The 24,291-nt window shown below is 69.8% G+C and carries 22 protein-coding genes; 10 read left to right on the plus strand and 12 right to left on the minus strand.

Annotation, left to right across the window (positions count from 1 at the left end):
- Positions 1 to 371: 371 nt before the first annotated feature.
- Complete coding sequence (locus ACRSBM_RS32855; RefSeq protein ID WP_434449469.1) at positions 372 to 2,558, plus strand: esterase-like activity of phytase family protein; 2,187 nt, start codon at positions 372 to 374, stop codon at positions 2,556 to 2,558.
- A gap of 204 nt (positions 2,559 to 2,762) precedes the next feature.
- Here the strand turns inward: ACRSBM_RS32855 and ACRSBM_RS32860 are convergent, their stop codons facing one another.
- Together ACRSBM_RS32860 and ACRSBM_RS32865 are read right to left on the minus strand one after the other, a co-directional pair.
- Positions 2,763 to 3,590 (minus strand): SWIM zinc finger family protein, encoded by an 828-nt coding sequence (locus ACRSBM_RS32860; protein WP_434449472.1) that lies wholly within the window; start codon positions 3,588 to 3,590, stop codon positions 2,763 to 2,765.
- Positions 3,583 to 6,558 (minus strand): DEAD/DEAH box helicase, encoded by a 2,976-nt coding sequence (locus ACRSBM_RS32865; RefSeq protein ID WP_434449475.1) that lies wholly within the window; start codon positions 6,556 to 6,558, stop codon positions 3,583 to 3,585. The genes ACRSBM_RS32860 and ACRSBM_RS32865 overlap by 8 nt, the downstream gene beginning before the upstream one ends.
- A 30-nt stretch (positions 6,559 to 6,588) precedes the next feature.
- On the opposite strand from ACRSBM_RS32865, the gene ACRSBM_RS32870 reads away from it, so the two are divergent.
- On the plus strand, positions 6,589 to 8,055 hold the full coding sequence (locus ACRSBM_RS32870) for an aromatic amino acid ammonia-lyase (RefSeq protein ID WP_434449478.1): 1,467 nt from the start codon (positions 6,589 to 6,591) through the stop codon (positions 8,053 to 8,055).
- A 109-nt stretch (positions 8,056 to 8,164) separates the two neighbouring features.
- The gene (locus ACRSBM_RS32875) at positions 8,165 to 9,181 is read left to right on the plus strand and encodes a zinc-binding dehydrogenase (protein WP_434449481.1); all 1,017 of its coding nucleotides are present in this window, start codon (positions 8,165 to 8,167) and stop codon (positions 9,179 to 9,181) included.
- 399 nt (positions 9,182 to 9,580) lie between these two features.
- On the opposite strand, the gene ACRSBM_RS32880 is transcribed toward ACRSBM_RS32875, so the two are convergent.
- From ACRSBM_RS32880 to ACRSBM_RS32890, 3 genes are read right to left on the minus strand one after another with little or no spacing between them, the layout of a single operon-like run.
- Complete coding sequence (locus tag ACRSBM_RS32880; RefSeq protein WP_434449483.1) at positions 9,581 to 9,865, minus strand: MoaD/ThiS family protein; 285 nt, start codon at positions 9,863 to 9,865, stop codon at positions 9,581 to 9,583.
- A complete protein-coding gene (locus ACRSBM_RS32885) occupies positions 9,862 to 10,098 on the minus strand; it encodes a hypothetical protein (RefSeq protein ID WP_434449486.1) in 237 nt (78 codons plus the stop codon). The genes ACRSBM_RS32880 and ACRSBM_RS32885 overlap by 4 nt, the downstream gene beginning before the upstream one ends.
- A complete protein-coding gene (locus ACRSBM_RS32890; RefSeq protein ID WP_434449488.1) occupies positions 10,095 to 11,174 on the minus strand; it encodes a WD40/YVTN/BNR-like repeat-containing protein in 1,080 nt (359 codons plus the stop codon). Before ACRSBM_RS32890 ends, ACRSBM_RS32885 begins: the two co-directional genes overlap by 4 nt.
- Before the next feature lie 146 nt (positions 11,175 to 11,320).
- On the opposite strand from ACRSBM_RS32890, the gene ACRSBM_RS32895 reads away from it, so the two are divergent.
- Positions 11,321 to 13,003, plus strand: a complete 1,683-nt coding sequence (locus ACRSBM_RS32895; protein WP_434449491.1) for an acyl-CoA dehydrogenase family protein — start codon at positions 11,321 to 11,323, stop codon at positions 13,001 to 13,003.
- Here ACRSBM_RS32895 and ACRSBM_RS32900 read toward each other — a convergent pair.
- The gene (locus tag ACRSBM_RS32900; protein WP_434449493.1) at positions 13,000 to 13,629 is read right to left on the minus strand and encodes a TetR/AcrR family transcriptional regulator C-terminal domain-containing protein; all 630 of its coding nucleotides are present in this window, start codon (positions 13,627 to 13,629) and stop codon (positions 13,000 to 13,002) included. The genes ACRSBM_RS32895 and ACRSBM_RS32900 overlap by 4 nt on opposite strands.
- 68 nt (positions 13,630 to 13,697) lie before the next feature.
- Here ACRSBM_RS32900 and ACRSBM_RS32905 point away from each other — a divergent pair, with 68 nt between their 5' ends.
- Positions 13,698 to 14,138 carry an ester cyclase gene (locus ACRSBM_RS32905; RefSeq protein WP_434449496.1) on the plus strand — a complete coding sequence of 147 codons (441 nt, stop codon included), beginning with the start codon at positions 13,698 to 13,700 and terminating at the stop codon, positions 14,136 to 14,138.
- Here the strand turns inward: ACRSBM_RS32905 and ACRSBM_RS32910 are convergent.
- The 5 genes from ACRSBM_RS32910 to ACRSBM_RS32930 form a co-directional block, all read right to left on the minus strand.
- Positions 14,135 to 15,034, minus strand: coding sequence for an asparaginase (locus tag ACRSBM_RS32910; protein ID WP_434449499.1), 900 nt, complete (start codon positions 15,032 to 15,034; stop codon positions 14,135 to 14,137). The two genes, ACRSBM_RS32905 and ACRSBM_RS32910, sit on opposite strands and share 4 nt — an antisense overlap.
- Positions 15,015 to 15,782, minus strand: coding sequence for an amino acid ABC transporter permease (locus ACRSBM_RS32915; RefSeq protein WP_434449502.1), 768 nt, complete (start codon positions 15,780 to 15,782; stop codon positions 15,015 to 15,017). The genes ACRSBM_RS32910 and ACRSBM_RS32915 overlap by 20 nt, the downstream gene beginning before the upstream one ends.
- Positions 15,782 to 16,396 (minus strand): amino acid ABC transporter permease, encoded by a 615-nt coding sequence (locus ACRSBM_RS32920; protein ID WP_434449504.1) that lies wholly within the window; start codon positions 16,394 to 16,396, stop codon positions 15,782 to 15,784. The genes ACRSBM_RS32915 and ACRSBM_RS32920 overlap by 1 nt, the downstream gene beginning before the upstream one ends.
- Positions 16,393 to 17,274: a glutamate ABC transporter substrate-binding protein gene (locus ACRSBM_RS32925; protein WP_434449506.1), complete on the minus strand. Its 882-nt coding sequence runs from the start codon at positions 17,272 to 17,274 to the stop codon at positions 16,393 to 16,395. Before ACRSBM_RS32925 ends, ACRSBM_RS32920 begins: the two co-directional genes overlap by 4 nt.
- Positions 17,275 to 17,381: 107 nt before the next feature.
- Positions 17,382 to 17,588 carry a cold-shock protein gene (locus ACRSBM_RS32930; protein WP_030468404.1) on the minus strand — a complete coding sequence of 69 codons (207 nt, stop codon included), beginning with the start codon at positions 17,586 to 17,588 and terminating at the stop codon, positions 17,382 to 17,384.
- Positions 17,589 to 17,826: 238 nt separating this feature from the next.
- Between ACRSBM_RS32930 and ACRSBM_RS32935 the strand changes: the two genes are divergently transcribed.
- Both ACRSBM_RS32935 and ACRSBM_RS32940 read left to right on the plus strand, forming a co-directional pair.
- Positions 17,827 to 18,045 carry a hypothetical protein gene (locus ACRSBM_RS32935; protein WP_434449509.1) on the plus strand — a complete coding sequence of 73 codons (219 nt, stop codon included), beginning with the start codon at positions 17,827 to 17,829 and terminating at the stop codon, positions 18,043 to 18,045.
- 31 nt (positions 18,046 to 18,076) lie between these two features.
- Entirely contained in the window at positions 18,077 to 18,814 is a 738-nt protein-coding gene (locus tag ACRSBM_RS32940; protein ID WP_434449510.1) for a hypothetical protein, read from the plus strand.
- 27 nt (positions 18,815 to 18,841) lie between these two features.
- Here ACRSBM_RS32940 and ACRSBM_RS32945 read toward each other — a convergent pair whose 3' ends face one another.
- Positions 18,842 to 19,945 carry a sugar ABC transporter substrate-binding protein gene (locus tag ACRSBM_RS32945; protein ID WP_434453314.1) on the minus strand — a complete coding sequence of 368 codons (1,104 nt, stop codon included), beginning with the start codon at positions 19,943 to 19,945 and terminating at the stop codon, positions 18,842 to 18,844.
- Positions 19,946 to 20,174: 229 nt separating this feature from the next.
- Here ACRSBM_RS32945 and ACRSBM_RS32950 point away from each other — a divergent pair, with 229 nt between their 5' ends.
- The 3 genes from ACRSBM_RS32950 (at position 20,175) to ACRSBM_RS32960 (ending at position 24,283) form a co-directional block, all read left to right on the plus strand.
- Positions 20,175 to 21,884, plus strand: a complete 1,710-nt coding sequence (locus tag ACRSBM_RS32950; protein WP_434453317.1) for a S8 family serine peptidase — start codon at positions 20,175 to 20,177, stop codon at positions 21,882 to 21,884.
- Between the two features lie 174 nt (positions 21,885 to 22,058).
- Complete coding sequence (locus ACRSBM_RS32955) at positions 22,059 to 22,775, plus strand: MerR family transcriptional regulator (protein WP_434449511.1); 717 nt, start codon at positions 22,059 to 22,061, stop codon at positions 22,773 to 22,775.
- A 53-nt stretch (positions 22,776 to 22,828) separates the two neighbouring features.
- A complete protein-coding gene (locus tag ACRSBM_RS32960; protein ID WP_434449513.1) occupies positions 22,829 to 24,283 on the plus strand; it encodes an alpha/beta hydrolase in 1,455 nt (484 codons plus the stop codon).
- The last annotated feature ends 8 nt before the right edge of the window (positions 24,284 to 24,291 follow it).

Genomic DNA, 24,291 nt, shown 5'->3' on the forward strand with positions numbered 1-24,291 from the left:
CGCCACCCGCTAAGCCCGCGTTCCCCACCACACCGGACCCACCACGTCCAACGAGGTCCCCGCAACCACCGATCCGCTCGCCACCAAGCGCCACGCGCACGCGCGGCCCTCTCCCCGCCAACCACTCGGAACCGAAGGTCCCCCATGCCCCAACCCGACACGGGCGGCCCCACCACGCCCGCCACCACGCCCGCCACCGCGCCCTCCGCCCACCACCACGCCGGACCCCACCACGCCCAACGGGCCCCGCGGCCACCCGCCATCCGAACAGCCACCCCGCCTGCCCGCCGCCCCAGAACATCAGCATCCGTTCATCCGCCGGACGACTTGATCAGCCACACTGCGCGCCGCCGAGCTCTCGAGGAGGATCCGTGGTCCGGTTGTGCACAGGCCTGATGGCCTTGATGGTGGTCCTGTCGGCCGCACCCGCCTCGGCGGCGGCGCCGTCGCGGTTCCAGCGGTTCGACACGATGTCGGTGTTCCGCAACAGTTCGGTGAGTGAGCACACGGCCGCCGAGATCGCCGCCGCCACCGCGGACGGCAAGCTCGTCGTCTACACCGACTCGCCCGCGCGCCGGATCGGGTTCGCCAGGACCGGCCGGAAGCTCACGCCGGACGGCGTGCTGCCGATGCCCGGCGAGCCGACGTCCGTCGACATCGTCGGCGACCTCGCGCTGGTCGCGGTCAACACCTCGAAGTCACACGCCGAGCCGTCGGGCGTACTGGTGGTCGTCGACCTGCGCACGCGCACGGTCGTGGCGGAACACGACCTGGGCGGCCAGCCGGATTCGATCGACATCTCCAAGAACGGCCGGTACGCGGCAATCGCGATCGAGAACGAGCGCGACGAGGACGTCAACGAAGGTGAGCTCCCCCAGGCACCGGCCGGGTACCTGACCATCGTCGACCTGGCCAGCCGGGCACCGGCGGCGTGGCAGCTGCGCCGGGTCGAGCTGACCGGGATCGCACAGGTCGCGCCGAGCGATCCGGAGCCGGAGTACGTCAGCATCAACGGCCGCGACCAGGTGGCCGTCACGCTGCAGGAGAACAACCACGTCGCGGTCGTGGACCTGCGGTCCGGCCGGATCGTGCGGCACTTCTCGGCGGGCACGGCCACGGTCGGGGGCGTCGACACCGAGGACGACGGCAAGTTCTCGCCCACCGAGAGCATCACCGCCGCCCGCGAGCCGGATGCCGTGGCGTGGCTGGACGACCGCACGCTCGGCACCGCGGACGAGGGTGACTACCTCGGCGGCTCGCGCACGTGGACGGTCTTCGACGCCGACTCCGGCAAGGTCGTGTTCTCCTCGGGCAACGAGCTCCAGCAGATCGCCGTCGAGCAGGGCCAGTACCCGGACGGCCGGTCGGACAACAAGGGCGTCGAGCCGGAAGGACTGGCGGTCGCCAGCTTCGGGCGCGACAGGTACGCGTTCGTCGGCATGGAACGTGCCAACCTCGTCGCCGTGTACGACGTGAACAACCCGCGCGAGCCGCGCTTCCTGCAGGCGCTGCCGACCGGCGTCGGGCCGGAGGGCCTGCTGCCGATTCCCGCCACGGGCACGCTCGTGGTTGCCGCGGAAGAGGATTCGGCCGAGGACGGCATCCGCTCGTCGCTGAGCGGCTACCGCCTCACCCGCACGCCGCTGGCGGTGTCGTTGGCGCACAACCAGGGCACGCCGTCGATCGTGTCGAACGGCATCGGATTCGGTGCGCTGTCGGGACTTTCCGGCATTCCGGGCAACCATCGCGACGTCGTCGCCGTGACGGACGCCGCCTACGACCCGACACGGATCCTGACCGTCGACACCCTGGCGGCGCCCGCGAAGATCCGCACAGAGCTGACCATCACCAAGGACGGCAAGCCCGTCGGCTATGACGGCGAAGGCATCGCCGCGCGCATGGGCGGCGGCTACTGGCTCGCGGCGGAGGGTGATGGCAAGCAGAAGCCGAACCTGCTCGTGGAAGTGGCGTCGAGCGGCGCGGTCGTCCGCGAGGTCCCGTTACCCGAGTCCGTCGCGAGAACCGCGACCGGCAACGGGTTCGAAGGTGTGACGGTGATCGGTGACGGTGAGTCCGAGCAGGTGTGGCTCGCCGTGCAGCGGGAGTGGAAGGCCGACAAGCCCGGGCAGGCCACGCTGGTGCGGTTCACCCCGTCGACCGGCGAGTGGGCGTTCGCCGCGTACCCGCTCGACGCGGCTCGGGCCGGTGCGTGGATCGGCCTGTCCGAGATCACCGCGCTGAACGACCGCACCCTGCTGGTCCTGGAACGCGACAACCAGCGCGGTGACGCGGCCAGGACGAAGAAGGTCTACCGCGTCGACATCGGCGGTGTCACACCGGTGCCCGCGGGCGCCGAGAAGCCGCTGGTGTCGAAGAAGCCTGCCAAGGACCTCCTGCCGGTGCTCAAGGCGGACGGTGCGGCCACGCACGACAAGCCGGAGGGCCTTGCCGTGATCGGTAGTGGGCCGGTCAAGCGGCTGGTCGGCGTGGTGGACAACGACGGCCTGGACGATGCCCCAGGCGAGTCGGTGTTCCTGCGCCTCGGCTGGATCTTCTGACACGGCCGGACGGCGCTAGGACCTCGGCGATCACCTTGAGTTCACCCCATCACGCCGAGGTCCGAGCGCCACCACGGGGCATGGCCGACCACCGCCCGGACGACGACCAGGTGGAGGCTGCGGCCGTCCTCACCCTTGCCAGTGAACGCTCAGCGGTCCTGGAACACCGTGCCGGCTCACCCCTGAAGCACGCGGCGAGCTGTTCTAGTCCGCGGGCTTCAGCGACAGGTACGCCGGCCGCAACAGGTCGACGAGGGAAGACCGCCCCACGGTGATCGGCACGGCGTCGAGCTCGTCGAGCAAGGCGTCCGCCCGCACGTCTGCCGTCGGGTCCCCCAGGCCGAAGCTGGTCGTGGTCTGCTTCTGCCAGAACGTGTCGAGGCACTTCGTCAGCGGTGGCGCCTCCTCGCGGGCCGCCACCGCACGGGTGGTGCCGCGCAAGGTGCGGAGGCGTTCGAGCAGGTCCTCGCGGCTGCGGCCGCGCCAGGCGAGGATCTCGAACGGGTCGTTGTCGAACGACTCGGCCAGCAGGTAGCAGGCGGCGGCGAGGTGTTTGCAGGGCACCTCCCAGTCCGGGCAGGTGCAGTCCATCGTCAGCTCCCGCTGCGTCGCGGGGAAGAGCTGCAACCCGAGGGAGGCGAACAGGGTCTCGATGTCGCCGGGCATCTCGCCGGCCAGCAGTTTGGCGGCGTAGAGGGCTTTGCCGGCCAGGGCGTGTTCGATGCGCTGCCATTCCTGCGTCGTGAAGGCCTTGATGGCGATGCGCGTCTTGTAGGGCGTGGGTCGCGAGCCCTGCACGAGAGCGATGACCATGCTGGTGGACAACGAAAGCGAGAGCACCTGGCCTTGACGGGCGTAGTTGCGGCCACGAGTCAGACGGCCGCCCATGCCGAACGACTCGAGCACCTCGATGAAGCGGCGCGACCACCAGGTGGCGCCGATGTCACCGCGCTTGCTCTTGGCCCTCAGGCCGTTGTCGACCTTGATGGTCTTGCCGTAGCGCGGGCGTTCGCCGGACCAGTGCTCACTCACCGACGGCCTCCCCTGACAGCGTCAGCAGGTCGCGCAGCTGCGCGGTGGACAGGTCGGTCAGCCAGTTCTCGCCGGCGCCGACCACGAGCTGGGCCAGGGCGCGCTTCTCCTCGATCATGGCGTCGATGCGCTCCTCCAGCGTGCCGATGCAGACGAACTTGCGCACCTGCACGTTGCGGCGCTGGCCGATCCGGAACGCGCGGTCGGTCGCCTGGTCCTCCACGGCCGGGTTCCACCAGCGGTCGAGGTGGATCACGTGGTTGGCGGCGGTGAGGTTGAGGCCGGTGCCGCCTGCCTTGAGCGACAACAGGAACAGCGACGGACCCTTGCTGTCCTGGAAGCGCTCGACCATCCGGTCGCGCGCGGCCTTGTTCGTGCCGCCGTGCAGGAACATCACCTCGGTGTCGAAGCGCGCGGCCAGGTAGGGCACGAGCATGCTGCCGAACTCGGTGAACTGCGTGAAGCACAGCGCCTTGTCGCCCTCGGCGAGCACTTCCTCCAGCACCTCCTCCAGGCGTGCGAGCTTGCCGGAGCGGCCTGCCACGCGGGAGCCGTCGCCGAGGAAGTGGGCCGGGTGGTTGCAGACCTGCTTGAGCTTCGACATGGTCGCGAGCACCAGGCCCTTGCGGCCGATGCCCTCGGCTTCCTCGATCTTCTCCAGCATGTCGTTCACGACGGCCTGGTAGAGCGAGGCCTGCTCGGTGGTCAGGTTGCACAGCTGGCGCATCTCGACCTTGTCCGGCAGGTCGCTGATGATGCGCGGGTCGGTCTTCACGCGCCGCAGCACGAACGGGTTCGTGATCTTGCGCAGGCGAGCGGCGGCGTCCTGGTCGTTGTGGCGCTCCACCGGGACGGCGAAGCGGGCGCGGAACGTGTTGATCGTGCCGAGCACGCCGGGGTTGGCGAAGTCCATGATCGACCAGAGTTCGGCCAGGCGGTTCTCGACCGGGGTACCGGTCAGCGCGACGCGGTGGCGTGCGTTGAGCCGGCGCACGGCCTGCGACTGGCGGGTCGCGCTGTTCTTGATGTTCTGCGCCTCGTCGAGCACCACCCGGTCGAAGGTGAGGTCGCTCAGCGCGTCGGTGTCGCGGGCGGCCAGCGCGTAGGTGGTGAGCACGAGGTCGTGGCTCTCGACGGCTTCGCGTAACGCGTCGCCGTCGAGGCGGTCCGCGCCGTGGTGCACGTGCACCGAGAGTTCCGGGGTGAACCGGGCTGCCTCGCGCTGCCAGTTGCCGACGACCGACATCGGGCAGACCAGCAACGTCGGGGGCCGCTTGCCGTGGGCGCGGTTCAGGGCTTCGAGGGCCAGCAGTTGCACGGTCTTGCCGAGGCCCATGTCGTCGGCCAGGCACGCGCCCAGGCCGATCTTGTCGAGGAACGCGAGCCACGCCAGGCCGCGCTGCTGGTACGGCCGCAGCCGCGCGCCGAAGTTCTCCGGCGGCTCAACGGGTTCGAGCTGTTCGTCGGCCTTGCCGGACAGCAGGTCGCCGAGCCAGCCGTCGGCCTCCACCGAGGTCAGCGGGAGCGGGAGGCTCTCGTCCTCCTCGGTGAGTCCGCTGTGGAGCATGACCTCGGCGGCCGTCATCTGGCCGCCGCCGCGTTTGAGGAACGCGAGCCCCGCGGCGAGGCGCTTCTGGTCGACCTGCACCCACTGGCCGCGCACCTTCACCAGCGGCACCTTCGCCCTCGCGAGCTCGGCGAGCTCGGCGTCGGTGAGCGTGTCCTCGCCGAGGGCGAGCTCCCACTTGTAGTCCACGATGGACTTGAGGCCGATCTCGCTCTCCTTGGCGACGGTTCCGGCCGTGCCGCGGCTCTTCGTGGCGAGTTTCAGGCCCAGCCTCGTCGTCTGCTGCCACCACGACGGCAGCAGCACGCCGAATCCAGCCTGGGCCAGCAGGGGTGCGGCGGTCAGGAACCGGTACGCGCCCTCCGCGCCGACCTCCATCTCGGCCGGGTGTGGGCCGCGCAACGCCTCGTCGAGGTCGGGGTGCAGCTTGCTCGCCCGTCCGAGGTCGGCCAGCAGGTGCTCCTGCGGTGCGGGGATCCAGCGGCGCAGCACGCCGTCGTCGGCGAACCACACCTGGTGCGCGGGCACCAGGACGCTCGGCTCGTCGACCGCCTGCAGCAGGAACTCGACGGCCCACTCGTCGTCGTCGCGCTGCTCGGGCGAGCGCAGCCGGAAGCAGGTGCGCACCGGGCTCTCGTTGCCCGCGCTGTCGCGCCACCGGTCCAGCTGCTCGCGCAGCTCGTAGAGCTCGACCGGGTCGGAGTCGAACGCGGGCTCGCCGGTGAGCGCGGCGAGCCACGCTTCCGCCGTCGTCGCGCGGCCACGTCGTTTCGGCGCGAGATCAGTGCCGGTCAGGCGGCTCCGCACCTGCTCGTCGACCGCGGTCGTGAGCGCCGCGCGCACCAGCTCGGCCGGGTCGCTGACGACCTCTTCGCAACGGCAGGCGGGCGGCATCGAGGCCTGCAGCGCCGCGAACCGCGCCGAGTCCGTGCCCGACAGCACCGGCACCCACCGGGCGACGGCCTGGTCCGGCGCGACTGAGGGCAGCACGCGGCCGCGGTCGACCAGGTCTTCGGCGAACCGCGCCACGTCGAGCACGAACCGCGCGGAGTCGCTCAACCGCGTCTCGGCACCGAGCTCCAGCGCGCCGGCGAGACGGATCGTGGGCACGCCCCACTGCCGCAGCTGCACCTTGCCGCGCGGTGCCCGTCCCGCCGTCAGCGGGTCGCGCACCAGTTCCGGCGACGCCATCGGACCCGACGAGAATGACGGCAGCAACAACGCCCGCGTGATCGTTTTCACCGGTTCCTGCGCGAGCGCGGCACCCAGCGATTCCGCCGTCGCGGCGAACGGGTGCGGCGCGTCCCGACGCGTGCTCTCGCTGCGTGCGGGCAGCCGGGAGTCCTCGGCCCACAGCGCGAGGACGCCATCGGTCGTGCACAGGCCATGCAGTACGAGCACCGTTGAACCCTATGTGCTCACATTGGCGCCATGGTCGAAGACTCCCCTGTCGTGCTGGACGGTCAGTCCCTCAGCGCCGACGACGTGGTGCGCGTCGCGCGCTATCACGCCCCGGTGGCTCTGCACGCTGATGGTCTCGCCCGCCTCGACGCGTCGTGGCGGGCCAGCCAGCGCCTCGTGGTGCGTCGGCAGGTCTACGGCCGCACGACCGGCGTCGGCGCGAACCGCGACCAGATCGTCAGCACGGAAGGCTGGGCCGAGCATGGCCTGCGCCTGCTGCGCAGCCACGCGGGCGGGCTCGGCGGCATGCTCCCCGAAGAACAGGTGCGCGCGATGATGGCCGTGCGCCTCAACCAGCTCCTCGCAGGTGGCGCGGGCGTGCGCGGAGCCGTGGCCGACGCCCTGCTCGCCGCTCTGAACAGCAGTTGCTACCCCGGCGTGCACGAGTACGGCGCCATCGGCACGGGCGACCTGACCGCACTCGCCGAAACCGGGCTGACCCTCCTCGGCGAGCGCTACTGGCTCGGCTCCACGCAGACCCCGGATCCGATCGAGCTCGACTCGGGCGACGCGCTGGCGTTGATCAGCAGCAACGCCCTGACGATCGGCATGGCGGGCCTCGCCTGGCAGGACGCGCACCATCTCCTGAAAGCCACGAACGTCGTCGCCGCACTGTCGCTCCTGGCTGTCGACGGCGCCGTCGAGGCCTACGACGAACGCGTCCACCTGGGCCGTCCGCACCCAGGTCAGGTAGCGGTCGCCGCCGAGATGCGCCGCCTGCTGGACGAGCCCTCCCGGCCGCCCGCCCGCATCCAGGACCCGTTCGGCTACCGCTGCTTCCCGCAGATCCACGGCCCGGCCGTCGACGCCGCCACCGACCTCGCCCGCGTCCTCGACGTCGAGTTCAACGCCGCCGCCGAGAACCCGCTGATCGTCGCCGACCACTTCGGCCCGGAAGACGACGCCGCCTACCACCACGGCGCCTTCCACAGCGCGTATTTGGGCCAGGCGCTCGACCGCCTGAGGCTGTCGATGCTGCACACCGGCCACCTGTCGACCGCGCGCCTCGCCACCCTGGTCGAGCCGAACTTCACCGGCCTGCGCCCGTTCCTGGCGGAGGGCGTGCGCGGCAGCTCCGGCGTCATGATCCTCGAATACAGCGCCAACTCCGCGCTGGCCGAGGTCCGCACCCTCGCCGAACCCGCGAGCATCGGCAACGCCGTGGTGTCGCGCGGCCAGGAGGAGAACTCGAGCTTCGCCTTCCAGTCCGCCTCCCAGGCCCTGCGCTCACTGGGCGCGTTCCGCCTGGTGCTGGCATGCGAGGTCGTCGCCGCCGTTCGTGCTCTGCGGTTGCGCGGGATCGTCCCGGAGACGCCCGCGTTGCGCGCGGCGTTCGAGGCCGCGGAGGCGAAGCTCAACCCGGACATGTCCGACCGCCAGCTCAGCCCGGACGTGGAGGTGGCCTCGGCGCTACTGGACGACTTCGCCACCTTCTAGCTTTCCAAGCGCGTTGCGGGAGAGGCACATCCCAGCCTTGATCTCCACCATGCTGGAGCTTTTACGGTGGAGCAGACGGAGATGATCTAGGCAGGGGATGTGGGTTGTGATGCGTGCTGTGCGCGTGCACGAGTTCGGTGGACCGGAGACGCTCCGCGCTGAGGAGGTGCCCGAGCCGGTAACCGGTCCGGGGCAGGTCCTCGTCGGGCTGGACGTCGCCGACGTGATCTTCCTCGACACGTTGTTGCGGGGCGGCTGGGGTGGCGAGTTCTTCCCGCTGGACCCTCCCTACGTGCCAGGCGGAGGCGGCGCGGGTGAGGTGCTGTCGGTCGGCGAGGGCGTGAACCGGTCCTGGCTCGGCCGTCGCGTCGCCGGCCGCGGGTCCGGGGGCTACGCGGAGCGGATGGTGCTCTCGGCCGAGGAGATCGTCCCGATCCCGGACGGCCTGGGGTCGGCGGAGGCGGCCGCGATGGTGCACGACGGGGTCACCGCGCTGTCGCTCGCCCACCGGGTGAGGATCGAGGAGGGCCAGTGGGTGCTGGTCGCGGCCGCCACGGGCGGTGCGGGTTCGCTGCTCGTGCAACTGCTGCGTGACGCCGGTGCACGGGTCGCCGCCGCGGCCAGGGGTGAGCGCAAGCTCGCGTTGAGCCGCGAACTGGGCGCGGAGGTGACCGTCGACTACTCGCTCGACGGCTGGCAGCAGCAGGTCCGCGACGCGGTCGGCGGCGACGGCGTCGCCCTGGCCTTCGACGGCGCGGGAGGAGAACTCGGCAGGGCCGTGTTCGAGACCGTCGCCGAAGGCGGCCGCTTCGTCACCTACGGCACCTCGGGCGGGTTCGCCGACATCGACCCGGAGGTGGCGGACCGGCGGCAGGTGCACGTCGACAACGTGCTGGAGGCCGGGCCGCCCGCCCCGGAGACCGTGCGCGAGCTCCTCGCGGAGGCGCTCGCGCTCGTCGCGCAGGGCCGCATCCGCCCGGTGATCGGCGCGACGTACCCGCTGGCGCAGGCCGAGAGGGCACACAGGTCGCTCGAGGAACGCACCACTCTCGGCAAGTCGCTGTTGCTCGTGCAGGACGGTGGATCGGTGAGCAGCCGCCGGGACGGGGCCGGTTCGGCGGGGTAGCCGGGTGGGGCGGCTGCCGGCGGCACGGTGCGACCCCAGGGCGGGTCCGGTCCGGCCTCGGTAGCCGGGCCGCCATCCCGTACGACGCAGCTTCAGGGCGGGTCCGGTTCGGCTGGGTAACAGGGCGGGTCGCCATCCCCGGCGCGGCGCAATCCCAGGGCGACTCCGGTTCGGCCCGAAGGCTGACTGGGCTGCCGCTCAGGGCACGGCACGCTCCGGTCCGGCCGAATAGCCAGGTTGAGCCGCCAATCCAGGCACGGCACAACCGCAGAGCGGCTCCGGTCCGGCCAAGCAGCCGAGCCGCGTTCCCGGCACGGTGCAGCACCAGGACGGCTCCGGTCCCGCCCGGTAGCCGGGCTGCGCCGCCAACCCCGGTGCGGCGCAACCCGGCTCGGACGGTCAGCCGCCCGCCACCGACGGCAGGATCTGGATCTCGGCGCCCGGTGAGAGCGGGGTGGCCGGGCCGGAGAGGCGGCGGCACTCCTCGCCGTCGACGTAGAAGTTCACGTAGCGGCGCAGTCCGGCTCGTTCGTCTCGCAGCCGCCGGTCCAGGCCGGGGTAGGTGTCCGCCAGGACGTCCAGCGCGGCGGCGAGGGTGGCGGGTTCGGGAACGTCGACGTCGAGGTGGGAGGCGCCGCCGGTGGCGTTGCGGAGGACCCCCGGGATGAGGACGGTGACCTTCACGCCGGCACCTCCCCTGGTGCTGGCACCGGAAACCCGGAGGGCACGACCGCTGATGCCAGCGGCACCTCCCGTGGTGCTGGCACCGGAAGCTCGGTCGGCACCGCTGGCGCTTCGAGCGCTGGAAGCCCGGTGGGCACCACCGCGGCGGACGACGCGTCGGGCAGCCGCGGCGCGGCCCGCGCGGTCAGCGTGGGCGGCGCGGAACGCGCGGGCAGCGTGGGTGGCGCGGTCACGTGGGGAGCACCGCCGCTCGTACCGACATCACGTCCGGCAGGTGGGCGGCCACCTGGTGCCAGGTCTCGCCCTCGTCCGGGCTCGCGTAGACCTCGCCCGAGCGGGAGCCGAAGTAGACGCCGGCGGTCGGGGCGGTGTCGGTGCACATGGCGTCGCGCATCACCGCGGTCCAGAAGTTGTCCGGCAGGCCGGTGCCCAGGGGCTGCCACGACTCGCCGGCGTCCTGGGAGCGGTAGACGCGGCACTTGCCCTCCGGCGGGAAGCGGCGGCCGTCGGCCTCGATCGGGAACGTGAAGATCGTGTCCGGGTCGTGGGGGTGGACGACCATGGCGAAGCCGAAGTCCGTCGGCAGGCCGGCGGCGATGGACTGCCAGGTGTCGCCGCCGTCGTCGCTGCGGTAGACGCCGTGGTGGTTCTGGGCGTAGAAGCGCGAGGGTGACGCGGGGTGTTGCGCGACCTTGTGGACGCACTGGCCGAACTCGGGCCACGGGTCCGGGAAGAAGTACGCCTTGATGCCCTTGTTGCGGGCCTCCCAGGACTTGCCGCCGTCGGCCGTGCGGTAGACGCCGCCGGTCGACATCGCCACCAGCATGCGGTCCGGGTCGACCGGGTCGGGGACGATGGTGTGGACGGCCTGGCCGCCGAAGCCCGCGTCCCACTCCGGGCGGTGCGGGTGGTTCCAGAGGCCCTCGACGAACTCGAACGAGCGGCCGCCGTCGGTCGACTTGAACAACGCGGACGGCTGGGTGCCCGCCCAGACCACGCCCGGCTGGGAGGCCGGGGCCGGTTGGAGCTGCCACACGCGTTCCAGGGCGGCGTCCTCCACCGGGAACGCGATCGGCGGCGAGGACGACTCCTCCCACGACGCGCCGAGATCGTCCGAGATGGACACGCCCGGCCCGAAGTGCGGTGAGGCCACCCCGGCCAGCAGCCGCACACCGGAGCGGGTGTCGAACGCGACCGCGTACACCTCCTGCATCGCGTGGTGCGGCCCGTCGACCTCCCACGTGACCCGATCCTCGCTGCGGGCGAGCCACAGCCCCTTGCGCGTACCGATCGCCACGACCACCGTCATCGCAACGCAGCCTCCTGAGTTGAAGATGTGACGCGCAGCACGTTACGCCGGGGGTCTGACAATTTTAGGAGGAGCGGGGAAACCCCACGTAGACCCACAAGTTACTCACTGGTAGCGTCCGAAAGAGGAGACGCAAGGAGGCGCCAGTGCTGCTCGACCCGAACCACTACGACCCCGCCCACCTCGACGACGAGACCCGCCGCCTGCTCAGGGCGACCGTCGACTGGTTCGAGGCCCGCGGCAAGCGGCAGCTGATCGCGGACGCGCAGGACAGGGTCTGGTACACCGAGTTCCTCGACTTCGTGAAGCGCGAGAAGCTCTTCGCCACCTTCTGCACGCCGCGGAGCGTCGACCCCGCCAAGCGCTGGGACGCCGCCCGCAACGCCGCCTTCAGCGAGGTGCTCGGCTTCTACGGCCTGCAGTACTGGTACGCCTGGCAGGTCACGGTGCTGGGCCTCGGCCCGATCTGGATGAGCGGCAACGAGGAGGCCAAGCAGAAGGCCGCGGCCCTCCTCGACGGCGGCGCGGTGTTCGCGTTCGGCCTCTCCGAGAAGGAGCACGGCGCCGACGTCTACAGCACCGACATGATCGTCACGAAGACAGAGACCGGCTACAAAGCCAACGGCAGCAAGTACTACATCGGCAACGGCAACGTCGCCGGCATGGTCAGCGTCTTCGGCAGGATCGGCGACGAGTACCTCTTCTTCGCCGTCGACAGCCGGCACGAGAACTTCAAGCTGGTCAAGAACGTCGTCGACAGCCAGATGTTCGTCAGCGAGTTCCGCCTCGAGGACTACCCGCTGACCGACGCCGACATCCTGCACCGCGGCCCCGACGCCTTCTCCGCCGCGCTCAACACCGTCAACGTCGGCAAGTTCAACCTCTGCACCGCCAGCATCGGCATCTGCGAGCACTCCTTCCACGAGGCGATCACCCACGCCCACAACCGGATCCTCTACGGCAACCCGGTCACGGACTTCCCGCACGTGCGCCAGAACTTCGTCGACGCCTATGCGCGCCTCACCGCGATGAAGCTCTTCGCGGACCGCAGCGTCGACTACTTCCGCAGCGCCGGTGAGAACGACCGCCGCTACCTGCTCTTCAACCCCATCACGAAGATGAAGGTGACGAGCGAGGGCGAGCGCGTCATCGACCTGCTCTGGGACGTCATCGCCGCCAAGGGCTTCGAGAAGGACACCTACTTCACCCGCGCCACGGCCGACATCCGCGCGCTGCCCAAGCTCGAAGGCACCGTGCACGTGAACCTGGCCCTCGTGCTCAAGTTCATGCCGAACTACCTCTTCAACCCCAAGGCCTACGACGACGTCCCGACGCGGCACGACGCGGCCGACGACGACTTCTTCTGGCACCAGGGTCCCGCGCGCGGCCTCGGCAAGATCCAGTTCCACGACTGGGAGCCGATCTACACCGAGCACGCCCACCTGCCGAACGTCGCCCTCTTCCACGAGCAGGCCAAGGCGCTCAAGACCCTCCTCGCCACCGCCGCGCCCGACGAGGACCAGCAGAAGGACCTCGACTTCCTGCTCAACCTCGGCCACCTGTTCACGCTCGTCGTCTACGGCCAGCTGGTCCTGGAGCAGGCCAAGATCACGAAGACGGACGAGAACGTGCTCGACCAGATCTTCGACGTCCTGGTCCGCGACTTCGCCGGCTACGCGACCGCGTTGCACGGCAAGGCGAGCAGCACCGAGGCCCAGCAGCGGTGGGCCGTGGCGCAGATCCGCAAGCCGCACGCCGGCCAGGCCCGCTTCGACGCCGTGTGGCGGCAGGTCGAGGCGCTCTCCGGCCAGTACGAGATGCGCCCCTAGGACTGGTAGCGCTCCAACGCCGCGATCAGGAGCTCGAGCCCGAACTCGAACTCCTGGTCGTGGTCGAAGGTGCCCAGCTCGTCCATCACCTCGGCGGACAACGGGAACCGCGAGGTGTCGACGTCCTCGAACGGCGACAGCGCGATCCCGCCGAGCTCGGGAGACGTGGCGACCTCCCGCATCAACGTGCCCAGCAGGTACGACACCATCGCCCGCATCATCCCGACGGCGATCTTGCCGCGGAACCCGGCCCGCGCGAAGTTCGCCAGCGCGGCCTCGATCGTCCGGAACCCGGCATCGGAGCTCAACCGGCGCGTCGCCAGCATCACGAACGCCCGCGGGTGCTGCTTCGCGAGCTCCCGCACGGCCCGCGCGTGCGCCCGGATGTGGTCACGCCAGTCGTCGCTCTCGACGTGGTACGGCCGCGCCTGAGCCATGATCCGCTCGGCCGCGAGGTCGACCAGCACGGCCTTGTTCGGCACGTGGTTGTACAGCGACATCGTGCCGGCGCCCAGTTCGGCGGCGAGGCGCCGCATCGAGACGGCCTCCACACCCTCACGTTCGATCAACCGCACCGCCGCATCCACGATGCGGGCACGGGTCAGCGGTTCACGTGATGAGGACACTGGCGGAGACCATACGACGTGGAGTAGCTTCCGTGCGACGTACGGCGTACGTAGGAGGGTCTCCCCGCATGACCGAGTCCAAGGCGCTCAGAGCGCTACGCGAAGCGATCGTCTTGGAGCACATGGAGTCGCAGAACGACGACGACTTCGACACCTCGCTGAACACGTTCCCCCACCCCCGTTACGAGATCATGGCGTCCGGCCAGGTCTTCGACGGTGTGGACGAGGTCCGCACGTACTGGCGGCGCACCCGCGCGGCGTTCCCCGACCAGCGCAACAAGGTCATCGACCTCCACCACGCGGACGACGCCGTCGTCGTCGAGTTCGAGCTCCAGGGCACGCACCTCGGCAGCCTCGTCGGCGAGGCGGTGACCGGCCGGTCCTTCAAGTTGAGGATGGTCGGTTTCTTCCTGTTCGACAAGGACGTCCTCGTCTGCGAACGGGTCTACGGCGACACCGCGACCGTGTTGAGCCAGCTCGGCATGCTCAGCCTCCCCACGGAGTTCTAGAGGACCACGCGGACCTCTCCCACGACCTGGTCACCGCCGAGCACAGGCACGGACAGGTGCTCCTTGGCAGGCGACACGTCGTGACCCAGGGCCGCGAGCACCGTGAGCCCGATCGCCGTGGTGGCACGGGGATTCCCGTCGAGCACCTTCACCGCCACCGCGTGCCCGGCCGCCGTCGCGAGCACCAGCACACCCTCCGCGCCGCCCTTGGCCACCACGCCCGGCAGCAGCCGCATGATCACGGTGTTGACGTGCCCCGTTCCCCCGACGTACTCGGGGAACCCGCGCATGGCATCGGCGACCGGTGTGCGCACGAGGCCCTGCATCGCGCGCGCCAAGCCGTGCAACGACAGTCCGTACACGGGCGCGCCACAGCCGTCGATCGCCGTGTGCGAAACGGACTCACCGGACAGTTCCTCCACCGTCCGCAACACCGACCGCTGCAACGGATGCTCCGGCTCCAGGTAGGTCTGCGCCGGCCACCCCGCCGCCACGCACGCCGCCAGCATCGCCGCGTGCTTGCCGGAGCAGTTCATCCGCACCCGTGAGGGTTCTGTCAGACGTTGACGCGTCTCCTCGTCCTCCGGCCACGCGGCTGGACACCGCAGCAACTCCACCGGCAACCCGCCGAGCAGCCGCGTCACCAGCTCGACGTGCCGGTCCTCCCCCGTGTGCGACCCGGCCGCGATCGCCAGCGCGGGCCCCGCGAGAGGCGCACCGGCGGACAGGCACGCGAGCGCCTGGAACGGCTTCATGCACGACCGCGGCAGCACCGGGCCCTCCACGGCGCCAACGGAAACGCCCACGGCACCGGACGGCAGCAGGCCGACGACGCTGCCGTGGTGCAGGCTCTCCACGAACCCGGACCGGGTGACCTCAGCGAGCAACGCGGGCACTACGAGCCTCCAGGCGGTGGGCCAGCCGCGACAGCGCGAGGTTGACCACCAGATAGACGAAAGCGACGACGATGAACGTCTGGATCAGCAGACCGTTGTAGTTCGCGAGCACCCTCCCGTTGAACAACAACTCCGTGTAGGACACGACATATCCCAGCGAGGTGTCCTTCAACAGACTGACAGCCTGGGTCACGAGCAACGGCGTCATGTGCCGCACGGCCTGTGGCAGCACCACGAACCGCGTCACCACCCCGTCCGGCATGCCCAGGGACAACCCCGCCTCGCGCTGGCCCGGATCGACCGCCGAGACGCCCGCCCGGAAGATCACCGCGTAGGAGGCCGCGTGCGACAACGCCAGCGGCACCACGAGCTTCCAGAACAACGGCAGGTTCACGCCGAACGACGGCAGCACGAACAGCATCACGTACACGAGCAGCAGCACCGGAACCGTGCGCATGACCTCGGCGTACGCACGCGTGAACCGGTTGGGCCGCAACGCGAGCAGCAACCCGCCCGCCATCGCCAGCACGCCCGTCGCGCACGCCGCCACCACCGTCGACCACAGGCCGCCGAGCAGGTAACGCCACACGGGCCAGGTCAGGTAGGGCCGCCACCGGACCAGGTCCAGCTGCCCGTTCGCCGCGAACTGCCGCAACCCCAGCGCGACCAGGCCCGCCAGCACGCAGGCGGACACCACCGAGACCCAGAGGACCCGGCGCCGGGTCCGGGGGCCAGGAGCGTCGAACATCAGGCCAGCCGCCGTTCCAGCACCCGCGCGCCGAACCCGATGGCGGCGGCCATCACCAGGTAGCAGAGCCCGACGCCGGTGAAGACCAGCAACGGCTGCGCGAGCTCCAGGTTGATCCGTTGCGCCGCACGGGTCATGTCCACCACGCCGACGACACCGGCCAGTGCCGTCGCCATCGTCAACGCGATCGCGATGTTCGCCAACGGCTGCACGACGCGACGGCCGGCCTGGGGCAGGACCACGTGCCGCAACGACTGCCGGAACGTCAGCCCCAACGCCCGTGCCGCCTCGCCCTGCCCGGACGCCACCGAGCTCACGCCCGAGCGCAGCGCCTCCGCCACGAAAGCGGCCTCGTACAGCGCGATCGCCGTGAAGGCCGTCCAGAACAACGGCATCTTCACCCCCACCTCGGGCAGCCCGAACACGAACAGCACCAGCCACGCGAGCAACGGGATGTTCCGCCACACCTCGACGTACACCGCGCCGACGCCGCGCAGCAGCGGCACCGGCACGATCCGCAGCACCGCGACGACGAGTCCGACGAGCAACGCCCCGGCGAACGACAGCAGGGTGAGCGCGACGGTGTTCAGGAAGCCCTCGAGGACCAGGTTCATGAGGCGATCGCGGGTGGCGCCGGCGCGTCGCCGGTGACCACGGTGCCGATCGTCTGCTTCCAGACCTCCTGCCACAGCCCCGATCCGCCGATCTCGCGCAGCCAGTCGTCGACGAACGCCGTGAACTCCGCGTCGCCGTGCTTGATGCCGATGCCGTAAGGGTCCTCGGTGAACGGCTCGCCGACGAGCTGGAGCTCGCCGTCCTTCGACGCATCGGCCACCAGGATCGCCTGGTCCTGCACGTAGGCGTCGCCACGACCCTGCTTCAACGCGGTCACGCACTCGGGGTCGGAGCCGAACTCGACGATCTTCGCGGTGGGTGCCGCGTCCTGGACCGCCTTCACCCCAGGGGTGTTCGCGCCGACGATGACGGTCCTGCCCGCGAGATCGGACGGCTTGGTGATGCCGGACGTGCCCTTGCGCACCGCGATCGACTGGCCGGACTGGTAGTACGGGCCGGCGAACGCCACGCGCTCCTTGCGTGCGGGCGTGATCGTGTAGGTCTGGATGATCACGTCGACCGTGCCGTTGGCGAGCAACGGTTCGCGGGTCTCCGAGGTGGCGCTGAGCAGCTCGGTCTCCGGCTTGCCGACGATGTAGTGGGCGAGCAGCTTGCCCAGGTAGGCGTCGAAGCCGGTGAGCTCACCGCTGATCGGGTCGAGCTGCGAGAGCAGCGGCGCGTCCTGGGAGCCGCCGATCACGAGCTCGCCGCGCTTCCTGATGCGGTCGACAGCCGAGCCAGGGGTCACCTGACCTGTGTAAACGGGTGCTTTCGCCAGCAGGGCGCCGATCTTGCCGCCACCGCCGGGAACCGCGTTCTCACCGCCGGAGCACCCGGCCACGAAGAGCAACAGCGCCGCTACGAACAGTCTCCCCATGCCGCGACGCTACGATCGCGATCAATCGGGCACAAGATACGACAAAGCCGCTTGTCCGATAGCGGACAGGCGGCTTGTCTTTCAGATCAGATGCTGACCAGTCGGACTCAGACGGCGCGAACGCCCTGAGCCTGCGGGCCCTTCTGGCCCTGACCGATCTCGAACTCGACCCGCTGGTTCTCCTCGAGAGCCTTGTAGCCGTTCATCTGGATCTCAGAGTAGTGGACGAACACGTCGGCGCCACCGTTGTCAGGGGAGATGAAGCCGAAGCCCTTCTCCGCGTTGAACCACTTGACGGTGCCCTGTACTGCCATCTTGCTACTTCTCCTCTAACAGGTGCCGGATCGCGCTCGCGACCACCGGGTCAAGTCACAGCGGCGCCTTCTCCGGAGCCTGGAGAAACCACACGCTCGCGACCTCGTTCCGCGAGCGGGGTAATCCACGAACACGAAACGTACGACCATCGACAGTCAACCACGCCTCCCCGCTTCCAGTCGAGCCATCGATCTCGCTGCTACCGTGAGATCCTGAACGACCCAGGCGGAGGTGCTCGTGCCCGAGCAGGCGATGATGTCGATCACGGTCACGGTCGCACCGCGGCTCGCGGGCGGCCTCGACGCGCTCGCCGCGAAACACCTCTCCGGGGGGCCCTCCAGCGAGCGCGACAGGCCCGCGAGGACCATCATCAACAACACCTCCACCGGCGACGTCCACGGCACCCTGTTCCAGATCGGGAACGTGGGCAGCATCAACACCTACGACGGCCGGTAACCTGGAGGGTCGTTGACCCAGGGGGCCGTGCTTGACCGGCAGCGAAAGACTGCTCTTCTTCTTCGTCGGCTTGGTGACCACGTTCGTGTTCATCCGCATCAGCGTGCGCTTGATCAGGGCGAAGGTGCGCTGGTGGCCCCGCAACATCGTGCACGGCGACACCCACGTGCACCACGTCGTGTTCGGCACCGTGCTGCTGCTGTTGTGCAGCGTCACGGGCCTGGTCATCCCGGACGACCTGCACGGCGCCAGGCTGGCCGCCGCGGCCGGTCTCGGCGTGGGCGCGGCGCTGGTACTGGACGAGTTCGCGCTGATCCTGCACCTGAGGGACGTCTACTGGACGAAAGCGGGCCGGTTGTCGGTGGACGCCGTGTTCCTCGCCGTCGGCCTCACGGGGTTGTTCCTGCTCGGCGCGCGTCCGCTCGGCTACGACGAGGTGCTGCAGCTCAACCCGGAGACGACGCCGGCGTCCACGTTCACGCTCCGGCTGATCGCCATCGGCGTGAACCTGTGCTTCGCCATCGCGGCGCTGCTCAAGGGCAAGATCTGGACGGGGCTGCTCGGCCTGCTGGTGCCGGTGGTGCCCGCGGTGGGCGCCGTGCGGCTGGCCAGGCCCGGCTCCCCGTGGGCGCGCTGGCGGTACCCGGAGGGCTCGCGCAAGCTGACCCGCGCGTACCGGCGGGAGGCCAGGATCCGGCAGCCGATCATCCGGGCGAAGATCGCCGTGCAGGAGTTCATCTCGGGCCGTCACGACCTGCCGGACCGCTAGCGGCCTGGCAGGTCGTGACGTGCCCCGTCACCCTCCGACGATGTCCAGACTGGCGCAGGCCGGGGCCACGTCACCGGCGCACAGCTCGGCCTGCTTGACGATGCCCTCGGTCACGAGGGTCCGGACGGTGTCCTTCTTGATCAGCGTCGCGCCGAGCAGCACCGACTTGATGTCGCGCCGCGCGACGGGGTCCCGCAGGTTGCCGGTGGCGAGGTCGTCGGCACCCTCCAGGTCACCGCGGGCGATCGCGATGGCGAGCCTGGCCGCGGCCTCGGCCTCGTCACGCACCGGCTTGTAGACGGTGACGCACTGGTCGCCGCGCAGCACGGCTCTCAGGCCGTCCACGGTGGCGTCCTGGCCGGTGACCGGGACCTTGCCCGCGAGGCCCTTCTTCTTGAGCACGGCGATGACCGCGCCGGCCAGGCCGTCGTTGGCCGCGACCACGCCGTCGACCCTGCCCTGGTTCTCGTTCAGGATCTGCTCGAACAGCTGCCCGCCGAGCTCGTTGTTCCAGTCGGCGACCGGCTGGGACTTGACGAGCTTGAGCGCGCCGCTGTCGTACTTCGAGGAGAGCCGTGACTTCTGGCCCTGGGTGAAGAGCGTGGCGTTGTGGTCCGTCGGCGCGCCCTCGATCTCGATGATCTGGGCACCCGGTCTGTCGCCGAGGCAGCCCAGCAGGCCGTCGGCCTGCAACTGGCCGACGTTCACGCTGTCGAAGCCGACGTGGTACTCCGCCTGGCCGCCGAGCGTCACGCGGTCGTAGTCGATGATCGGGATGCCCGCGGCCTTGGCCTTCTTGTGCACCGCGATGCCGCCCGCCGCCGACAACGGCGTGATCATCATGACCTTCACCTTGCGGCGGATCATCTCGTCGGCGATCTGGGCGAACTTCGCCTCGTCGCCCTCGGCGTTCTCCATGAACGGTTCGATGTCCGCGTAGTTGAACGCCTGCGTCAGCAGAGGGCGATCTTGCTCTTCCCAGCGCGCGGAAGTCGTTCGGTCGGGAAGGATTACCCCGACGATTGGTTTGGGGCCGCGCGCGGGCAGCGTCGGAGAGCTCTGACCTGCTTCACCACAGGCAGAGAGGAGAAAGAGCAGGCACGCCGACGTTGCCATTACCCGTCTTCGCATAAACGCGGAGTTCATCGCTTGAACCTTGTTAAGTCAAGATTTCTTCTTATAACATCACGCTCCGCTTCCGGTCGGCTACAGTTCGATTCCGTACGAAAGGTGCTGATGCTTGGCGCATTTTCGTGCCAGTCTGTCTGACTTGGGCGGCAATCGGGGGCCGTTCCGTGTTGTTGGACCCAGCCCTGACCGGGTGTGAGGAGACAGCTAGGTGAGAACGCGCAGAACCGTGATGGCGGTGGCGGCAACGGTGTCGCTGATCGCCGCGGGCAATTCGGCGGCGGGGGCCGCGCCGGCCTCTACCGCGGGCCAGGCAGCGGACACGGAGTACACGGTCCTCCTGGAGGATCCGGGTAACCGCGACTTCGCGATCGACGCCGTGCAGGCGGCGGGCGGCGAGGTCGTCCGGGAAAACGGAGCCGTCGGCCTGCTGACGGTGAAGGCGCCCGCGAACGGGTTCGTGGAGAAGGTTTCCGCTTCGAGCGCGATCGTCGGTGCCGCACGGACCAAGCCGATCGGCCACGCGCCGGCGGCGAAGGCCGAGAAGGCCAAGCGGGAGAACGTCGAGAAGGAGAACAAGGCCGCACAGCCGAACAAGGCTCCCGCGGCGTCGAAGTCGGCCGCGGGCATGGACCCGCTCGACGGCGACCTGTGGGGCCTGAACCTCGTCCGCTCCAACATCGCGCGGGCCAAGCAGGCCGGTGACAAGCGCGTGTACGTCGGCATCCTCGACACCGGTGTGGATGGTTCGCACCCGGACATCGCGCCGAACTTCAACAACGAGCTGTCGCGCAACTTCACCGTCGACATCCCGAACGACTCCGACGGTGGCGTGTTCGACGGCCCGTGTGAGTTCCGCGGTTGTGTCGACCCGGCGAACTGGGACGACGGCGGCCACGGCACGCACGTCGCCGGCACGATCGGTGCCGCCGCCAACGGCTTCGGCATCTCCGGTGTCGCTCCGGGCGTGTCGCTGGTCAACATCCGCGGCGGCCAGGACGCGGGCTCGTTCTTCCTGCAGCCCGTGGTCGACGCCCTGACCTACGGCGCCGACGTCGGCCTGGACGTCATCAACATGTCGTTCTACGTCGACCCGTGGTACATGAACTGCATCAACGACTCCACGGCCACCGCCGAGGAGCAGCTGGAGCAGCGCACGATCATCGCGTCCGTGCAGCGCGCACTGAACTACGCGCACCGCAAGGGCGTCACGCTGATCGGTGCCGGTGGCAACAACCACGAGGACCTGGGCAAGCCGCGCACGGACACGATCAGCCCGAACTACCCGCCGGGCCACGCCCGTCCGCGGGCGATCGACAACGCGACGTGCCTGAACCTGCCGACCGAGGGCAACCACGTCATCTCGGTGTCCTCGCTCGGCCCGTCGACCGGCAAGGCCGACTACTCGAACTACGGCGTTGAGCAGACCGCGCTCTCCGCTCCGGGTGGTTACTTCCGCGACGGTCTCGGCACGCCGTGGTACCGCACCAACGAGAACATGATCCTCTCGACCTACCCGCGCAACGTCGCTCTCGCCGAGGGCGCGATCGACGAGGCCGGCAACATCACCGAGGACGGTCTCGCGGCCGGCGTCAAGAAGGCCGTGCAGGGCGACAAGGTCGGCTACTACCAGTTCCTGCAGGGCACCTCGATGGCCGCCCCGCACGCCGCTGGTGTCGCCGCGCTGGTCGTCAGCGAGTACGGCAAGAAGGACAGGAAGAACCCCGGCCTGACCCTCGACCCCGACAAGGTCGAGAAGGTGCTCTACAAGACGGCGATCCAGCGCGCGTGCCCGAACCCGCGCACTGTCTCGTACGTCAACGTGGGGCGCTCGGCCGAGTTCGACGCCACCTGCGAGGGTGACGCGAAGTTCAACGGCTTCTACGGTCACGGCATCGTGGACGCCTACGGCGCCGTCACCCGCGGTCGCCAGTTCCTGTAAGTCCCCGCTCCAAGAACATCGGGCTCCCGGTCGTCTCGACCGGGAGCCCTTTGTCTGCGACGAAAGTAGCTCCGCCCCCACACCTTCGTCTGAAGTTCTCCCCCTGCCTTGACCGTGCCGTAGCGGCATGGTTTCAACTGGGTCCTGTCAGGGACGAACGAGAACGGAGGCGTCGTGGGGTGGAGCACCAGTCAGCTGGCCGACCTCGCCGGCACGACGCTGCGCACGATCCGGCACTACCACGACGTGGGCCTGCTCGCGGAGCCCGAACGCCGGGCCAACGGCTACAAGAGCTACGGCGTGCCGCATCTCGTGCGGGTGCTGAGGATCAAGTGCCTCACCGATCTCGGGCTGTCGCTCACGCAGATCGCCGATCTCGGTGACGCCGACGAACATCCCCGCGAAGCACTGCGCGAGCTCGACGCCGAGCTGGCCGCGAGGATCAAGCGTCTCCAGATGGCGCGCACGGAGCTCGCGGTGATCCTGCGGCAGGAGACGCCGACCGACCTGCCCGCGGACGTCGCGGCGGCGCTCGCGAACGTGGACCTGTCGCCGCAGGACCGCGCGTTCACCGTCGTGCTGGCCCAGCTGCTCACGCCCGAGGCGCTGTCCTCGTACGCCGAGCTGCTGAAGGGCCACGCGAAGGATCCCGTGCTCGTGGAGTTCGACGATCTGCCCGCGGACGCGGACGAAGAGACGCGCCAGAGCTTGGCGGACCGCATGCGCGTGCACCCGCACGTGCTGCGGATGCAGGCCGCGTTCCCGGACGCGGCCAGCATGTACAGCGCTTCGCCGCACAGCGAGAAGTTCGTGGCGCAGACGCTCGTCAAGGTCATCGTCGAGCTCTACAACTCCGCCCAGATCGACGTTCTCGTCCGCATGAACGGCTGACTTTTCATTTGGTTCGACGCGCGTGGAGCGCGTTGTCGGGGAGGTATTTGCAAATGCGAAAATCGTTGTCGCTGGCCGCGGTCGTGACCGCCGCCGCGGCGTTGCTGACGCCGGGGGTGTCGTCCGCGGCACCCGCCACCGAGGTGAAGTGGGTGACGTGCCCCGCGGACGTGGCGTTGCCGGGACTGGAGTGCGGAACGCTCAGCGTGCCGCTCGACTACCGCCTGCCTGAGGGCCGCCGGACCGAGGTGATGATCACGCGGCTGGCCAGCAAGAACCCGGAGAAGCGCAAGGGAATCCTGCTGACGAACCCCGGCGGTCCGAGCGAGGGACTCACGTTCCCGTTCGTGCTGAAGGCCCTGGGCATGCCGCAGAGCGTGCTGGACGCGTACGACGTGATCGGCATGGATCCGCGCGGCCTCGGCTACAGCTCGCCCGCCACGTGCGACCTGACCGAGGAGCAGATGGCCGCGGGCAGCGTGCCGCCGTACGCCGTGACGCCCGCCGACGTGCGGAAGCGGGCCGAGGAGGTCAAGGCGATCGCGCAGCAGTGCCTCAGGTCGTCGACCGCCGACGAGCTGCCGTACAACACGACGGCGAACATCGCCCGCGACCTGGACAGCGTCCGCGCCGCGCTGGGCGAGAGGAAGGCCTCGTTCCTGGGCTACTCCTACGGCACTTACCTGGGCTCGGTGTACGCCACGCTGTTCCCTAGGACCAGCGACCGCGTCGTGATCGACAGCAACCTCCCGAAGGGTGGCTGGGACGTCGAGGGTGGCCGCATGTTCGGCCGCGGCGTGGAGGACACGTTCCCCGGCTTCGCGAAGTGGGCCGCGCAGCACCCCGAGTACGGCCTGGGCACCACGCCCGAACAGGTGCGCGCCAAGTACTTCGACCTCGCCGCCCGCCTGGACGCGAAGCCGTCCGTCGAGGGCATCACCGGCCCGCAGTTCCGGATGCTGGTGTTCGCCGGTCTCTACGCCACCGGAGACGCGGCGTTCGCGAAGATGGCCGCGCAGTGGAAGGCGCTCGACAACGACCAGCCGTTGCCGCCGCAGGAGGTGCCGGAGGTCCCGCGCGTCGAAAGCCTGATCTCCGGGCGCCTGCACGTGATCTGCGGCGACTCGCAGTGGCCTTCGTCGGTCCGCACCTACGAGCGCAACGTCGCCGTGGACCGCGTCCGCTACCCGATGTTCGGCGCGGCCGGGGCGAACATCTACCCGTGCGCCTTCTGGCCGAAGCCGGTGGAGAAGCAGGTGCTGCCGTCCGACCGCGGACCGCGCAACGTCCTCATGGTGCAGAACGAGCGCGACCCCGCCACGCCGCTGGCCGGTGCGCGGTCGACGCGCCGCGCGTTCGGCGACCGGGCCGCGATGATCACCGTCGACCAGGGCGGGCACGGCACCTATCTGCTCGGCAAGAACAAGTGCGCCAACGACAAGGTGACCGGGTACCTGCTCGGCGGACAGCGTCCCGGGGACATGAAGTGCGCGGCTGAGACCAGCTGATCGAGTGA

This window comes from Lentzea xerophila (assembly GCF_051094245.1).
Taxonomy (GTDB): domain Bacteria; phylum Actinomycetota; class Actinomycetes; order Mycobacteriales; family Pseudonocardiaceae; genus Lentzea; species Lentzea xerophila.